General features: G+C 39.8%; 12 protein-coding genes. 3 read left to right on the top strand and 9 right to left on the bottom strand.

Annotated elements, in window-relative coordinates; genetic code table 11:
• Positions 1-55 precede the first annotated feature (55 nt).
• The 5 genes from AACZ73_RS03550 to mutY all read right to left on the bottom strand — a co-directional run bounded on the left by AACZ73_RS03550 (position 56) and on the right by mutY (position 9415).
• Entirely contained in the window at positions 56-1528 is a 1473-nt protein-coding gene (locus tag AACZ73_RS03550; protein ID WP_339875468.1) for a glutamate synthase subunit beta, read from the bottom strand.
• A 1-nt stretch (position 1529) separates the two neighbouring features.
• Positions 1530-6020: a glutamate synthase large subunit gene (gene gltB / locus AACZ73_RS03555; protein WP_339875469.1), complete on the bottom strand. Its 4491-nt coding sequence runs from the start codon at positions 6018-6020 to the stop codon at positions 1530-1532.
• Positions 6021-6413: 393 nt separating this feature from the next.
• Positions 6414-7763 carry a gliding motility-associated protein GldE gene (gldE, locus tag AACZ73_RS03560; protein ID WP_339875471.1) on the bottom strand — a complete coding sequence of 450 codons (1350 nt, stop codon included), beginning with the start codon at positions 7761-7763 and terminating at the stop codon, positions 6414-6416.
• Between the two features lie 70 nt (positions 7764-7833).
• On the bottom strand, positions 7834-8295 hold the full coding sequence (locus tag AACZ73_RS03565) for a single-stranded DNA-binding protein (RefSeq protein WP_339875473.1): 462 nt from the start codon (positions 8293-8295) through the stop codon (positions 7834-7836).
• Between the two features lie 46 nt (positions 8296-8341).
• Complete coding sequence (gene mutY / locus AACZ73_RS03570; RefSeq protein WP_339875475.1) at positions 8342-9415, bottom strand: A/G-specific adenine glycosylase; 1074 nt, start codon at positions 9413-9415, stop codon at positions 8342-8344.
• Between the two features lie 145 nt (positions 9416-9560).
• Between mutY and AACZ73_RS03575 the strand changes: the two genes are divergently transcribed.
• The 3 genes from AACZ73_RS03575 to AACZ73_RS03585 all read left to right on the top strand — a co-directional run bounded on the left by AACZ73_RS03575 (position 9561) and on the right by AACZ73_RS03585 (position 12469).
• Positions 9561-9869 (top strand): HU family DNA-binding protein, encoded by a 309-nt coding sequence (locus AACZ73_RS03575; protein ID WP_091696410.1) that lies wholly within the window; start codon positions 9561-9563, stop codon positions 9867-9869.
• An 18-nt stretch (positions 9870-9887) separates the two neighbouring features.
• Positions 9888-10715 carry a tetratricopeptide repeat protein gene (locus AACZ73_RS03580; protein ID WP_339875477.1) on the top strand — a complete coding sequence of 276 codons (828 nt, stop codon included), beginning with the start codon at positions 9888-9890 and terminating at the stop codon, positions 10713-10715.
• A gap of 182 nt (positions 10716-10897) precedes the next feature.
• Positions 10898-12469, top strand: a complete 1572-nt coding sequence (locus AACZ73_RS03585; RefSeq protein ID WP_339875479.1) for an Rne/Rng family ribonuclease — start codon at positions 10898-10900, stop codon at positions 12467-12469.
• Positions 12470-12618: 149 nt separating this feature from the next.
• Here AACZ73_RS03585 and AACZ73_RS03590 read toward each other — a convergent pair whose 3' ends face one another.
• The 4 genes from AACZ73_RS03590 to AACZ73_RS03605 form a co-directional block, all read right to left on the bottom strand.
• Positions 12619-13836: a hypothetical protein gene (locus AACZ73_RS03590; protein ID WP_339875480.1), complete on the bottom strand. Its 1218-nt coding sequence runs from the start codon at positions 13834-13836 to the stop codon at positions 12619-12621.
• A 37-nt stretch (positions 13837-13873) separates the two neighbouring features.
• Positions 13874-14626, bottom strand: coding sequence for a LytTR family DNA-binding domain-containing protein (locus tag AACZ73_RS03595; RefSeq protein WP_339875482.1), 753 nt, complete (start codon positions 14624-14626; stop codon positions 13874-13876).
• Positions 14623-15696 carry a histidine kinase gene (locus AACZ73_RS03600; RefSeq protein WP_339875484.1) on the bottom strand — a complete coding sequence of 358 codons (1074 nt, stop codon included), beginning with the start codon at positions 15694-15696 and terminating at the stop codon, positions 14623-14625. The genes AACZ73_RS03595 and AACZ73_RS03600 overlap by 4 nt, the downstream gene beginning before the upstream one ends.
• A 77-nt stretch (positions 15697-15773) precedes the next feature.
• A complete protein-coding gene (locus tag AACZ73_RS03605) occupies positions 15774-16418 on the bottom strand; it encodes a hypothetical protein (protein ID WP_339875485.1) in 645 nt (214 codons plus the stop codon).

Raw genomic sequence — 16418 nt, forward strand, 5'->3', positions numbered from 1 at the left:
AAATGCATCCTGAATATTCGGGATGCATTTTTATTTTGTAAGTATATCGAAGATTCTACTCTGCGATTTCCGTATCTACTTGAAAGAAAGACTCATCTTTCTGTGGTAGTGCAGATTCTCCCATGAGATATTCATCCACTTTGACGGCAGCTTCTCTACCTTCTGATATTGCCCACACAACCAATGATTGCCCACGACGCATATCTCCGGCAAGGAATACTTTGGAATTAGTGCTCTGATAGTTTTTTGACTTTGGAAGTGTGTTTTCCATCGTTTCAGCACCGAAAGCTTCAAGTAATCCATTTTGAGCAGGACCGGTGTATCCGATTGCCAAGAATGCAAGGTCACATTGAACAGTACGTTCCGTTCCGGCGATTTCTTCAAAAACCATTCGACCTTCTTTGTGAACCCATTCTAGATCAACAAGACTTAATCCTGTTACCTGACCCTCATCATTTACTACAAACTCTTTGGTCAGAATAGAAAATATTCGTTCAGCACCTTCTTCATGCGAACTCGAAGTGCGAAGTGTCATTGGCCATTCTGGCCATGGATTTAACGTATTTCTTTGTTGAGGAGGCTTAGGAAGCAGCTCCAACTGTGTGATGGAAGCAGCACCATGCCTATTAGATGTACCAATACAATCACTTCCAGTATCACCACCACCGATGACGATGACATGTTTTCCTTTGGCAGAAATTGGATTTTCCTTGATCTCACCTGAAACCACTTTGTTTTGATGACCTAAGAACTCCATAGCAAAATGAACTCCTTTTGCGTCAGATCCTTTAATATTCAGCCCTCTTGGCTGACCCGCTCCTGTAGAAAGCACTACAGCATCGAAGTTTTTCAGGATATTTTCTGCCTTAATATTGTAGCCGATTTCAGTATCACATGAGAAAATCACTCCTTCTTGCTTCATGAATTCAATTCGACGATCTATTACCCATTTTTCCAGTTTGAAATCCGGGATACCAAATCGAAGTAACCCTCCTGGCTTTGAGTCTTTTTCGAAAAGTGTTACCTCATGACCTGCTTGATTCAACTGATCTGCCGCAGCAAGGCCTGCTGGTCCGGAGCCAACTACGGCTACGGATTTCCCAGTTCTTCTTTTAGGCGGATTTGCTTTGATCAGGCCCAGTTCATAGGCTTTCTCAGCAATGTTTTTCTCGATCAATTCGATCGCAACAGGATCTTTATTGATACCTAGAACACAGCTTGCTTCGCAAGGAGCTGGACAAATTCTCCCTGTGAACTCTGGGAAATTATTTGTGCTCCGTAATATTTTTATTGCCTGCTCCCATTCGTTTTTGTAAACCGCATCGTTGAAATCCGGAATCACATTACCAAGTGGGCATCCATTATGGCAAAACGGTACTCCGCAATCCATGCATCTAGCAGCCTGATTATTTAATTTTTCGCCACCAAATGGCTCATATATTTCCTTGTAGTCACCTATTCTAGCTTTCGCGTCACGGGTAACCGGGGTTTCTCTTTTGAATTGAATAAATCCTTCTTTTGCTCCCATTTTACGCCAATGATTTTGATTGTTCTAATGCTCTTTTCTCTAAAACTGCCTTGTAATCTCTAGGAATAACCTTGATGAATTTTTCTTTGGCGTTATCCCAATCATCCAAGAATTTAGTTGCAAGACCTGATCTGGTAAGTTTCACGTGTCTTTTCAGGAAAGTTTTAATTGTGCTGAAATCCTCCTCTTCGAGAATATCTATGTCCACCAATTCAGGATTGATCTCAGTGATGTATTCTTTTAGAATATAAGCAATCCCACCACTCATTCCTGCAGCGAAGTTTCTGCCTATTTCTCCAAGGTTCACTACTAGCCCACCTGTCATATATTCACAGCCGTGATCACCGATTCCTTCTACTACGGTTTGAACGCCAGAGTTTCTTACGCAGAATCTTTCACCACCTTTTCCATTAATATATGCTTCTCCAGAAGTAGCTCCGTAGAATGCTACGTTACCGATTATGATGTTTTCTTCTGGAACGAACTTGGCATTTCTACTTGGGTAGATAATCAGTTTTCCACCTGAAAGACCTTTTCCAAAGTAATCATTTGCTTCTCCTTCCAATTCGAAATTGACGCCTTTGGTAAGGAACCCACCAAAAGTCTGACCGGCAGAGCCAGTGAATTTGAAGTTGATCGTATCCTCAGGTAATCCCGGGCTGCCATATATTTTGGAAATCTCGTTGGAAAGCATTGCTCCCACAGTCCTGTCAATGTTTTTGATCTGGAAACTGCCGGAAGAAGGCATTGCTTGTTCCAATGATGGATGAGCAGCTTTGATCAGCTGACGGTCTAATACCCTTTTCAGCTCGAAATCCTGATCAATTTGCTTATGAATTCCTACGTGATCTGGAACTTCCACTTTGTGGAAAATTGGACTCAAGTCCACTTTATCCCACTTCCAATGGTTCAAGTGACCTGTGGATTGAAGGACATTACTTTGCCCAACCATTTCGTCAATAGTACGGAATCCAAGTGACGCCATAATCTCTCTTAGATCTTGCACAAGGAACTGGAAATAATTCACCACGTGATCAGGATCCCCAGTAAATAACTTTCTTAATTCAGGATTTTGCGTTGCTATACCCACTGGACAAGTATTCAGGTGGCACTTTCTCATCATAATACAACCTTCTACTACCAGGGCCGCAGTGGAAATTCCCCACTCTTCAGCACCCAATAGTGTTGCAATGGCAAGATCGCGACCAGTTCTAAGCTGTCCATCAGTTTGAAGTGTTACACGGCTACGAAGGTTGTTCTTTACCAAAGTTTGATGTGCTTCAGAAAGGCCTAGCTCCCATGGCAAACCCGCATGGCGAATAGAACTCAACGGAGATGCACCTGTACCGCCATCTGCTCCTGAGATCAGAATTACATCAGACATTGCTTTTGCCACACCTGCCGCTACAGTTCCTACTCCAGCTTGAGATACCAATTTGGTATTAATTCTTGCTTTTCTATTCGCATTCTTCAGATCATATATTAACTGAGCCAAATCTTCGATAGAATAAATATCGTGATGTGGTGGAGGAGAAATCAATCCCACTCCCGGAGTGGAGTGCCTTACTCTACCTATCCACTCATCTACTTTATGTCCAGGAAGCTGTCCACCTTCTCCAGGCTTTGCTCCCTGAGCCATTTTGATTTGAAGTTCTGCTGCGTTAGTCAGATAGTTGCTCGTTACACCGAATCTTCCTGAAGCGACTTGTTTGATAGCTGAGCGCTCCCAATCACCATTTTCTTTCTTTTCAAAACGAATCTCGTCTTCTCCACCTTCTCCGCTATTACTTTTCGCACCCATCCTGTTCATGGCTATCGCCAATGTAGAGTGAGCTTCGTGTGAGATCGAGCCAAACGACATAGCACCAGTAGCAAATCTGCGCATGATAGCAGATGCAGGTTCTACTTCGTCAATTGGTACGGTGATTCGTTTTTTAAATTCAAATAAGCCTCTTAATGTCAGAGCATCTTTACTTTGCTCATTGATTTTAGCTGCAAATTTTTTGTACAGCCCGTAATCATTTAAGCGTGTAGATTTTTGAAGCAAATGGATAGTTTCAGGATTGAATAGGTGTTTTTCTCCTCTTCTTTTCCATTGATACACTCCACCTTGCTCAAGAATCGGAGTTTCCGTTTCGTAAGCTGCTCTGTGTCGTATTAATACTTCCTCTGCTAACTCGTCAAAGGAAATTCCGGAAATTCTGGAAATTGTTCCCTTGAAGCATCTATCTATTACCTCAGGACCTAAGCCAATTGCTTCGAAAATCTGGGCACTTTGGTAAGACTGAAGGGTACTAATTCCCATTTTAGAAAGAACTTTCAACAGCCCTTTTCCTATAGCAGCTTGATAATTATTGAATAATTTCTTCTGATTTTTGGCGTTTGGCAACTCGCCTTTTTCAAACATATCCAGCAATGACTCCAATGCCATGTAAGGGTTGATTGCTGATGCTCCATAACCAATCGCAGTTGCAAAATGGTGTGTTTCGCGGATATCACCCGATTCAAGGACTAAGCCTGCACTTGTTCTGATTTTCTTTTTCACCAAGTGATGATGAACTGCTCCTATAGCCAATAAAGATGGAATCGGAGCATATTCTTCAGTGCTCTTTCTATCAGAAATGATAATGACATTTTTACCTTCAGAGATCGCCTTTTCTGCTTCATTGCAAAGTTTGTCGAGTGCTTCCAAAAGTCTTCCAGGCTTATGATCCGCCAAGAAAAGACTTGTTAAAGTAGCACATCTATAGCCCTGGCCTTCCATGTTTTTAACCTTTTCCAAGTCTTCATTTAAAAGAACTGGCTGGGAAATATGGATCTGTCTGGTGTGCTTTGGACTTTCTTCCAAGATGTTCTGCCCAACACCCAGACGGGTGAATAGCGACATTACCAATCGCTCACGGATAGGATCAATTGGAGGATTACTTACTTGAGCAAATAACTGTTTGAAGTAATTGGAAATATGTTGACTTTCTTTGGATAGTACTGCAAGAGGTGTATCCGCTCCCATAGAGCCTATAGCTTCATAGGCAGTATCTCCCATAGGACTTAACACTACTTTCAGTTCTTCGGAAGTATATCCAAATATTGTCTGCTGTTTTTTAATATTCTCAGTAGAATATGGATGAGTTAGAGTTTTAGGAGCATCCTCAAGACGAAGTTTGATTCGCTGATCTGCAACCCACTGCTCATAGGGCTGCTTTCTGCAGATTTCTCCCTTTACTTCTTCATCAAATACGACACGGCCCTTTTCCAAATCGGCCCATATCATTCTACCTGGACTAATCCTTCCCTTTTCGATAATCGTAGCCTCACGTATTGGGAGAGCACCTGCTTCAGAGGAAAGAATAAGTCTATTATCCTTTGTGATAAAATATCTAAGTGGTCGTAATCCATTTCTATCCAAGGTCGCACCTACAGATTTTCCATCTGTAAACAGCAAAGCTGCTGGCCCATCCCATGGTTCTACAAGAGATGCATGGAATTTATAGAAGGATTTTCTATCACGGTCCATGACTTCATTATCCTGCCACGCTTCCGGTACAAGCATCATCATCGCGTGTGGAAGAGATCTACCGCTTAAAGTCAGTAGTTCTACCATTGCATCTAGATTAGCTGAATCTGACTTTTGCTTATCGGTGATTGGCATCAATCTGGAAAGCTCCTCATCAGTGAAATATTTCGATTTCATGAGGTTTTCCTTAGATTTCATTTTGTTCAAATTCCCTTTGATCGTGTTAATCTCACCATTGTGGGAAAGAAAACGGAATGGCTGCGCCAGTCTCCAGTTCGGAAATGTGTTGGTAGAAAAACGGGAATGGACAATGGCAAATGCAGACCCAATTCTTGGATTCTGAAGATCTTTATAGAAAGCCAAAACCTGATCGGTTCTCAACTGACCTTTATATATAAGTGTCTGGCTACTTAGGCTGGCAAAATAGAATGACTGATTGACGCCAGGAATCTTCGTATTGATTTCTGAAGTTGAATAGTTTCTAAGTACGTATAGCTTGCGCTCAAGCTCAATGCCGGTAAGTCCTTTTTTATGCTTGACAAATAACTGCTCAATATTTGGCATTACTTCCAATGCTGCTGAGCCTGGCACTGTCTCATCTACAGGTACAGATCTATAGCCTATCAGCTCGAAATCCAATTCTTCGATCAGCTGATTTAGCAGTTCTTTTGATTTATGGAAGAGTTGCTTATTTTTCGGGAAAAAGGTCATCCCTACGCCATAAGACCCAGCTTCTGGTAAATTGACTTCAGTACGGGCGGTTATATCCTTAAGGAATTGATGAGGTACCTGAATCAGGATACCGGCACCATCACCGGACTTGGGATCAGCTCCACGTCCTCCACGGTGCTCCATATTGCTCAGCATATATAAGGCATCGCTAATTGTCTCATGAGAGGGCACTGCACTCAAATCGACAACCGCACCTATACCGCAGGAGTCATGCTCAAACTCCGATCGATACAAACCTTCTTGCATTTTTATAGAATTTATTAGGTTCAAAATTTCCAAAAATTACAGAAAAAAATTGTCCTATTAAAATTACGGCAACAAAACGGCTGCTTTAGTGCCTTATTTTTTATGGAAATTGACTTTTTTGATTTTTTGGTAATTAACTTTTTGGTATAAAAAATTTAATCTGAGGCTAATATTTTAACAGTTATTGAATAATTAGGATGCTTTTTCAAGCAAATTCATAAAAAACTGAGAAAAATATAACGTAGTAGGATACTAAATAAATCTTAAAAAAAATATAAAATTATTTTTCGTATAAATTACTAGAGACTCCTAGAATGCATTCCCTGCAAAAAGTACATTAAAATAATATTTGGCAAAAATGCAAAAATCAAAAATTTTATAATACTCTCTACATCAGTCTGTATGAGGACCAAGGCCGTCCTTGTCAAGAGAATTTAAATGAACTTTGATCTTCTTAATTTTACGCGCATCTACGGCTAGGATAGTAAACTCGAAATCTTCGAATTTTATCTTCGTCCCGTTTTTTGGCAATTTGGAATTTAACTCCAAAAGCAATCCACCTAGTGATTCACTTTCTCCCTTTACGTCTTCGAATACCTGAGAATCCAAGTCGAGCTTTTTGCAAAAATCGTTGAGCGATACTTTCCCTTCAAAAATAAAGGTAGCTGGATCCAATTCCTGGAAGAAAATATCATCGTGATCATCAAACTCATCGTTGATTTCACCAATTATTTCCTCAATCAGATCTTCCAAAGTGACCAACCCTGAAGTTCCCCCGTACTCATCCACTACAATTGCCATGTGAACACGCTTAAGCTGGAAATCCTTTAGCAAGGTATCTACCTTCTTGTTCTCTGGAACAAAGAAGCTTTTTCGGATCAACTCATTCCACTTGAAATCCTCGTCACGCTCAATGAATGGCAGCAAATCCTTGATATAAAGAATGCCCTGAATATTGTCAATGGTCTCTTCATACACTGGTATTCTGGAATAGCCGCTTTTATTGATTTTATCCATCAATTCATGAAAATCTATTTCCATGTCGATAGCAGTAATATCCATGCGACTTTGCATGACCTGCTTTACTGTGAGCGTACCGAAGTTTACTATGCCACGTAAGATCTCCCGCTCTTCATTTGGAGCATCCTCTGTGGACAAATCCAAGGCTTGATTTAGCTCATTCACAGAGAGTGAATAACCCTTCCTTTCAATTCGTCTTTCCAGTAAGCTGCTAAATGCCATCAAAAAATTGGAAAACGGTTTTAGCACTGAGGAAAAAAAGCTGATGCTTGGCGCCATTATCAAACTAAAACTAACTTTCGCTTTGTTAGCATATACCTTCGGTACAATCTCTCCGAAAAATACAATCGCGAAAGTTACTCCGATGGTCTGTATCAGAATGACGATAATTCCAGTGGCATTTTTCCCAAAGATCGTCCAAGCTACAAATGTGGTCAGCGTAACTATCCCAATATTGATAAGGTTGTTCAGGATAAGTATAGTGCTAAGCAGTTTGTTCGGGGATTCAACTAAGCTCAAAACTTTTTTCCCTCGAGGTGTATTTTCCTCTTCCAGATTTAACAAGTCTTCGTTGCTTAGGGAAAAAAATGCTACCTCTGATCCAGAAACTAGGGCAGAGCCTATTAAAAGTACTATAAAAATAAGTCCATTTACAATCAGGTAGCTAACCGAGGGTATGCTTATCTGAGCTAGTAAATGGTAACTCGGGTAGGGATCGTCCATGTATTAAACCGCAATGGTTAATGCAAAATTAAAACATTCCCCTGAAAATTGTCTCCAGGGGAATAAATTATTAAAACGGCAGATCGTCATCTTCTGTATCTGAAACCATTTCCTGTGCTTTAGGCGCAGAAGTGGGCGCTGATGATGCGGGCCTTTGCTGTGCGGATTGTTGAGGTGCTCCGGAATTTGGTGCTCCATCTGGCCTAGCACCGAGCATGGTAAAACTCAATACTCTAATTTTGGTTCGATAGCGATTTTGTCCTTGCTCATCTTGCCATTTGTCTGTTTTGATTTTTCCTTCTACGTAAATCTGGCTTCCTTTTTTAAGGTATTGCTCGGCTATTTTCGCCTGTGCTCCCCACATTTCAAGGTCATGCCATTCTGTTTGTTCTACTCTTTCGCCATTCCGGTTTTTATAAGCTTCAGTGGTTGCCAGACTAACGTTCGCAACTGCATTATCACCTTCTAAATACTTTACTTCTGGATCTGCACCAAGATTTCCTACTAGGATTACTTTATTTACTCCTGCCATAATTAGTTTTAATTTAAGGTTAAAAAAGTCTAATAGTTGAAGGTACTCAAATCCCTTGATCGTTCAAAAAATTAACAATCAACTTTGGCTTAGCCAAATATTCAATCTTTTCTTCTGCTACCAACACAAACCCCTCATTTTCGCACCAGTTTTCCAGTTCCTCCCTATTTTCTTCTTTGATTTCCACTTCAGAGAAAATAGCATTTAATCGCTGGTGTGACAGAATGTGTCGGTATTTTTTTGGTAAATGAAGTGTTTCTTTTTCCGAGCTGGAGGGTATTTCCATCTGCACATATTCTTTACCTTCACTGAATTCTATCTGAGGAAAATCAAAAAGTCCTTCCCAGATATCTCCTGATGTTCTTTTTTTCCACACCCATTTTTCACCACACTTAATTACATAATAATGAAAATGTCGCTCCCTGATTTTTACCTTATTGGTCTTCAGTGGAAGTTCGGACACCATATTATATAGGTATGCAAAGCAGGAGTTGCTTAGAGGACAAGTCTCGCAACCTGGATTTTTGGGGGTGCATTTTCGTGCACCGAAATCCATCATTGCTTGATTAAAATCCGCTGGTTGATCTTTTGGGATGATTTGATTGGCTAGGTGTTCAAATTCTTTTTTAGCCTTTGAGCCGGCGATGTCTGTCTCGATTCCAAAATAGCGTGCGAGCACTCGAAAAACGTTACCATCTACTACTGCTTTAACCTCTCCATAAGCAAAACTGGCAATCGCAGAAGCGGTATAGCTACCAACTCCTTTTAGTTTTAAGAGTTCATCATAGGTTTTTGGAAATTCTCCACCCATATCAAACCAAATACTTTTTGCGCAAGCATGAAGATTTCTCGCCCGGCTATAATAACCTAGTCCTTGCCATAGCCTAAGAACTTCTTCTTCCGTCGCCAAGGCAAGATCCTTTACAGTTGGAAAGTTCTCCACAAAAGTATAATAATAAGGTAACCCCTGAGCCACTCGAGTCTGCTGAAGAATGATTTCTGAGAGCCAAATTTTATATGGATCAAGGGTTTCTCTCCAAGGTAAATCTCTTGGATTTTCCTTATACCAAGTTAGTATTTGATGCGAAAAAGCCTGATATTCAGAGGTTTTGTGGACCATAGTCAATATTAATCTATCATACAAATCAAGCTAATTTTTATGAATATGTTTTTTAATTACAATGGTTGTCTTACATTTGCAGTCCCAAAAACACTTGGTTAATAGGTTGTTAAGCTTATTTCGTAATTTCTAAATTAATATTACAGTGACTAAAGCAGAAGTAATCACTAAGATTTCGGACAAAACAGGTATCCAAAAGGATGATGTTACACAAGCCATTGAGGCGTTCTTCAAAGTAGTGAAGGATTCAATGTCCGAAGGAGACAATATCTACGTGAGAGGATTTGGTAGCTTCATCAATAAGAAGAGAGCTAAAAAAATCGCCCGAAACATCTCCAAAAACACAGCTATCGTCATCGACGAGCATTACATTCCGGCTTTCAAGCCATCAAAGGTTTTTGTAGAGAAGATTAAGAACAGTAAAAAAATCAAAGAATTAGCGCCTCAGGACTAAGTCAGGAGAGCTTTTGACATGAAAAGATCTCAGATCATACTAATCGCAATAGGAGTCATAGCAGTCGGAGGACTGTATGCTCTTCCTAGTGTGGTCGTGGACAATGAAAGTAAAGCAGATGGAGTTTCTCAGGAAAACCCACCTGCTTCCACTTCATCCACTGATCCGGTAGCGATGCATGAGACTGAGTTAAGTCCTGATCAGAGAGTTCAGATAAATACACTGAAACTTCAGATCGCTGAAAACTCTTCCAAGGAGAAGTTGAAATCTTCCACTGAGGAACTCGCTGCGATTTATCAGGAACTTGGGAAGTACGATAGTGCAGGATATTATCTAAGTTTGGCAGCGGATCAGCAGTCAAACATGGAATTAGCAGAAAAAGCTGGAAACGCCTATTATGAGGCATTCAGCTTTGCGCTTGATCCAGAGAAAGTAAATTCCACTGCCGAGCAGACCCGAAAGTATTTAACAATGGTGTTGGATAATGATCCCACCCGTTTGGATTTGAAAACTAAGGTAGCGATGACTTATGTGTCCTCGTCCAACCCAATGCAAGGAATCACGATGCTAAGAGAAATCTTGGAGCAGGATCCGCAAAATGAGGACGGGTTGTTCAATATGGGCGTTCTATCTATGCAGTCAGGCCAGTATAAGCGTGCCATTGAAAGATTCGAAGAATTGATCCAATATCACCCGGACAACCTTCAGGGGCAGTTTTACTTAGGCGTGAGTTATTTCGAAGCCAAACAAAACAACAAAGCGAAAGCTCATTTCGAGAAAGTGAAAACGATGACTGAGGATGAGATGATCCTTGGAAGCATCGAAGGCTATCTCGAAAAGCTATAAATTATTTGTACACTACTAAATCCAAAGACTATGCCTTGCGGAAAGAAAAGAAAAAGACATAAGATCGCTACGCACAAGCGTAAGAAGAGACTAAGAAAAAACAGACATAAGAAGAAGTAATACACTTCTTCTTATTGTCATTTGAGTAAACGTTCATTTACATAGTATAATAAGACGAGATTTTGAGTACGGAATTGTTAATCGATTCTGCTCAAAACGGAAGTCGAATTGCTCTCCTTCAAGACAAGAGCCTGGTTGAGTTGCATTCCGAAGGAATGGACAATCAGTTTAAAGTTGGAGATATTTATCTCGGTACGGTCCGCAAAATCGTCAATGGGCTCAACGCAGCCTTCATTGACGTAGGTTATGAGAAAGACGCCTTTCTTCATTACCAGGACCTCGGGGCAAATTTCAACAGCCTGACGAAGTTCACCAAAATGGTGCGCAACAATAACTACGGCAATTATAATTTGAAGGGTTTTGAAAACGAACTTGAAATCGACAAGATTGGAAAAATCTCCGGTCCTCTGTCCAAAAATCAACAGATTTTAGTTCAGGTCGTCAAAGAACCCATCTCTACGAAGGGGCCTCGACTATCCTGTGAGCTCTCTCTACCAGGTCGCTACCTAGTGCTAGTTCCTTTTTCTGATTCGGTCAACGTATCTAAGAAGATCCGAAGCAACGAGGAAAGAAGACGTCTCCTGAGACTCATCAATTCTATCAAGCCCGCCAATTTCGGAGTAATTATCCGTACAGTGGCAGAAGGTCAGTCCGTTAGTGACTTAGATAAAGACCTTCGAAATCTTCTCAATAGCTGGGAAGAAGGCATGGGTAAATTGCTGAAAGCCAAGAGTCGCGACAAAATAATTGGAGAGATGAGCATGGCTTCCTCACTCGTGAGAGACCTGCTCAACGAATCATTCGACGCAATCACCGTAGAAGAAGAATCAACTTACGATCAGATCAGATCCTACATCAGGAACATAGCTCCTGAAAAAGAAAAAATTGTAAAGCTTTACACTGGTAAAGCTAAGCTCTTTGAAAATTTTGGAATAGAAAAGCAGATCAAAAGCCTGTTTGGACAGACGGTCAGCCTTCCGCAAGGAGGGTATGTGATCATCGAGCATACAGAAGCCCTGCACGTCATTGACGTGAACAGTGGTAATAAGTCCAACCAGGAAAGTGACCAGGAATCAACGGCATTAAAAACCAATCTGGTTGCTGCTAAAGAAATTGGCAGACAGCTCCGCCTCCGGGATATGGGAGGAATCATCGTGGTCGATTTTATCGACATGAAGAAGGCCGAGAATAAAAAGGCCATCTACGAAGCGATGAATAACGAGCTTAAGTTTGACAGGTCTAAGCATACTGTTTTGCCTCTGAGCAAATTTGGGCTCATGCAGATCACCAGACAGCGAGTAAGGCCTGAGGTCAATATTGTGACCAAAGAGACTTGCCCGGCATGCAACGGCACCGGCAAAATACAAGCGTCCATCTTGATAGCTGATAAGCTAGAAAAAGACGTAGATCATATTGCTACTATCCAGAATGTGAGTAAAATACAAATTGGGCTGCATCCCTACCTGCACGCATACTTTACTACCGGCATAATTAGCCGAAGAGTGAAGTGGTTTTTCAAGTATAATAAGTGGATAAAACTGATCAAAGATTCTTCCCTACCCGTGACGGAATACAGATTCTTAGATGAATCTGGAGAGGAAATCGAACTACAAGTAAAAAGCGAGACTGAATAGTCTCGCTTTTTTTATGAATTTTTTATTCTTAGATCTCACAAATTCTTCTTAGACGCATTATTCAAGAAGAAAAAATTAAGTAATGTAAGTTTTTTCATGAATGATGAACCGGAGTGCTTTTTAAATTAACTATTTCGGTACAAAAAAACTTACCGTTTAACAAATTGAAACTGATCCCATTGGTTTAAAATAATCAGAGTAGGCTCATTATCCACAAATCCATATTCTAATAGCAGTTTTTGCACCCTAAGCGAATGGGTACCATTTTCAAGATTTGAGATATCTATTCCTGTTTGATATATTTTTTGCTTAGTGGTTCCGATTCTATGTTTCGACCAAGAATCTATTTTAACCAATTCTTCATCTATATAAACCCGGTGAAGGTCTGCAGTTTCTTCAAGGGTTTTCCATCCCAGAGAATCTAACTCTTTAGCAAAATCTGTATTCAATTGTTCAATTATTTTTCCATCTCCCTCATATCTGGCAATGCCTAATCTCAGATAGTCGTCACTGATTTCTTCGGATGGGATAAAGCTTCTTGGATACCTTGTATTGAAATCGTGTTCTGTTTCATAATGCAGATACTTGGCTGACCACTCCAATTCCTTTTCAATTAATCCCCGATCATTACTAAAAGTAGTGAAGTCTTGAGTATCAGAAATAATAATAGGAGTAGAGAAAGCAAAAATCAAAAAAGCGTAAACTACAGCTAGCCATTTACCGATGTTACTTTGATATATGGCTGAAATAGAGTTTAACATACTTTGAGTATACCATGTTTTGAGTTTAGTTTTCTTTTTGGCAAACGTCAATGCCATGAAACCAATCATACTCACCATGAAAATCACATATATGATAAAAAAATTGAGATCGAACCAGACGTAAATACCAATCAATAATCCTAGATAGACTGTAAAAGTCAGGAAAACCAACACTAGTGAAACTGGATAGGCGAATGTCATACTGCAGACTTTTTCTAACCTGAGCACCATATCTGCTGGCTTTTGATATTCATAGTCCTGAGCCATTTTGAAAAGGTTTTTATTGATGACACCTTCTGGAAATGCATAACTAAGCCCTAAGAGTCCTGCCCACACAAATCGAAGACAAAGGTGCACCACGAAAAATATCTTAAAAACTGAAACAACCGTGGTCAGATAAAAAAGTATCAACAAACTCGGAAGATACCCCACACCAACTTCTTGAATAAGGTAAACAGAGAACTCATATATTTTCGCTGGGAAGACAAACAAAAATGCAAGTGTTATACCTGATATTATCACCTCTGGTTCCCAGCTATTCCGCTGGAGATTTTCGAGCCAAGTGAGTTCTTCCTGCTTTCGTTCGTAATCTGTGCCTTTATTCATCATTCAAAAAATACATTAGAAATTCGATTTATCTAAATTATTGATCGAGCCAGCTTTTGAAATCCGATACTTTTTCACGGCTGATTAAAATATCCTGATCCCGGCAATTTTTCAAAGTCACTTTCAAACGACTATTGGAATAGGAGAAAATTCCATCTATCCCATTTAGGCTGCTCAAGTATTTTCGGTTTAGCCGAAAGAATTTTACTGGGTCTACCTGGGATTCCGTTTGTTCCAAAGTGCTTTCTAGCACGTACTTTTTTCCATCAAGTGTATGCAAAAAGGTTATCCGTTCTTCACTGTTAAAATACAAAATATCATCCACTGGAATACTTTGAATCTTCTCTCCAAAGCGTACCAAAAACCGGGATTTGTAGGTTGATTTTGTTGGATTAAGTAGAGTTTTCAAGACATCCAATTCTATGGATGATCGGATTTGGTTGCTTTTGAACTTATCCACAGCTCTAGCCAAATCATTCGGATCAATTGGCTTCAAAAGGTAGTCGATAGCGTTTACTTGAAAAGCTTTGATGGCATATTGATCGAATGCTGTAGTGAAAATAATTGGTGTGGATAAACTTATTTTTTCAAAAATGGAAAAGCTGATTCCATCTGCTAGTTGTATATCGCTGAATATTAAATCTGGCTGATTATTTTGTTGAAACCATCGAACAGAATTAGAGACGCTGTCTAAATTATTAATTATTTCAGCATCTGGAAAATGCCTCTTTATTTGCATTCTAAGCAGATTAGCAGCTGGTTTTTCGTCTTCTATAATAACGATTCTCATGTGGATAACTCTAAAATTGGCAGTTTGACCAAGAACTCATCTTCCGTCTCAATTACTTCCATATTTCTTTCAGAAAGTAGTTGATATCTCATTCTGATATTATTCAATCCTATTCCTGTCGATGGTTCAGTTTGGCTAGACTTAGGCTGAAAAGTATTACTAATCCATAAATCATCATCCTTTCTGTAGATGTGGATAAACAGTGGTTCACTTTGGCTCACAATATTATGTTTGATTGCATTTTCCAATAGGAGTTGGAGAGAAAGTGGTGGTATATACCCATTTTGATTTTCTATATCTATAGAAAACTGTAAGCTTTCTTCAAATCTAATTTTCTGAAGTTCCAGATAATTTCTGGCAAAACTCTCTTCCTTTTCCAGCTCGATTAATTCCTCTTTTTGTGCCTCCAATACGTAGCGATATATTCGGGATAGCTTCTGAATGAAAGCTGCAGATTTGTCTGCATTTTCATAGACTAGACTGGAAAGCACATTAAGGGAATTGAATAAAAAGTGGGGGTTCAATTGATCCTTGAGAGACTGATATTGACTTACTAATTTTTCGTTGCGAAGAATCTCGGCCTCAAGTGCTGACTTTCTCCATTCCAACAGCCAAGATCGTGTAGTAAACAAAGCCATAAACCCCAATGCTATTCCCATTGGCATTAGGGAATATTCGAATAGTAGCTTATACGGAATATTGTTTAGAGTAAAATTTCCTTTGACAAACGAATACATAAAAACTAAGCTAAATGATACGATAAAAGCATAGCTCATATATGTACCGCTTGTCAATAGAAATCTCTTAGCCGGATGATGAATCCATGAGATTCGTTTATCGTAAAAGTCCTCCACTGCATTGCCGCCATAACTCATCGCAATGGTGATAGCTAGTGAGAAAATGAAATCTGGTGCGAGACTCTTGATTCCTTCCCAACTTAAAAAGCATCTAGGGCAGAAATACAACATAAGAATCGTCACAATTCCTAGGTTGATGATTATGAACTTAGGAATGGTGCTCAATATTCCACCGTTAGATTTGTAAGTACCTGTTTGGTTAACTTTTGGCATATTGGGAAATTAATTAAAAAGAGGCAATTCCTTTCTCTCTGACGCGAAAGTTAGGAACTTCCCTTTGTGGATGCGTATTAATTGCATTTAGATGCTACCTGATCAGCTTGGGTTTTTCCCCAAGTAGGTAGTATATAATCTTCTGTGATTTTTGTCTGTTCTTTTTTGTAAAGCTCCAAGCTCATTCTTGCCATTCCACATGCTTTTTCTGGTCCTGTGCCAAAGAACTGAGACATGCCTAGTTCCATTTGTGACATCAAAGAAACTGCTCTCGGGTTTTCACGGTCTAGGTTAATGGCTTTTCCTAACAGCTGCATTGCCTCTGGGCTCATGGACTGACCACGGCTTGCAGGGTCCAAAGATATTTTTCCAATCAAAACATATCCTATAAGTGCCGTGATTTCGGAGTTTCCTGGAGCTAATTTGTCTGCTTTATTGACTAATTCTAGGGCTTCGTCTAAGATTTTATCTTTGTCAATATCGAATCGAAAAGCTGCTTCTGTTTTCAATAAAGCCCCATAATAAAAAGGGAGCCATTCTGTTTCTGTCGCATCAGCTATTCTCATAAATCCATTGGTGACTTCTTGGGATTGTTCAAAGGTTTCAATAGTTGCTTTTGCCGCAAGTTGCTTTTGCATAGCAGCTATGAAAGCTGGATCAGATGCTTGTGCTAAAGCGATTAAAATAAAGGAAAGAGCGATGGTTAAGATTGACTTTTTCAT

The organism is uncultured Algoriphagus sp. (genome assembly GCF_963974835.1).
GTDB lineage: Bacteria > Bacteroidota > Bacteroidia > Cytophagales > Cyclobacteriaceae > Algoriphagus.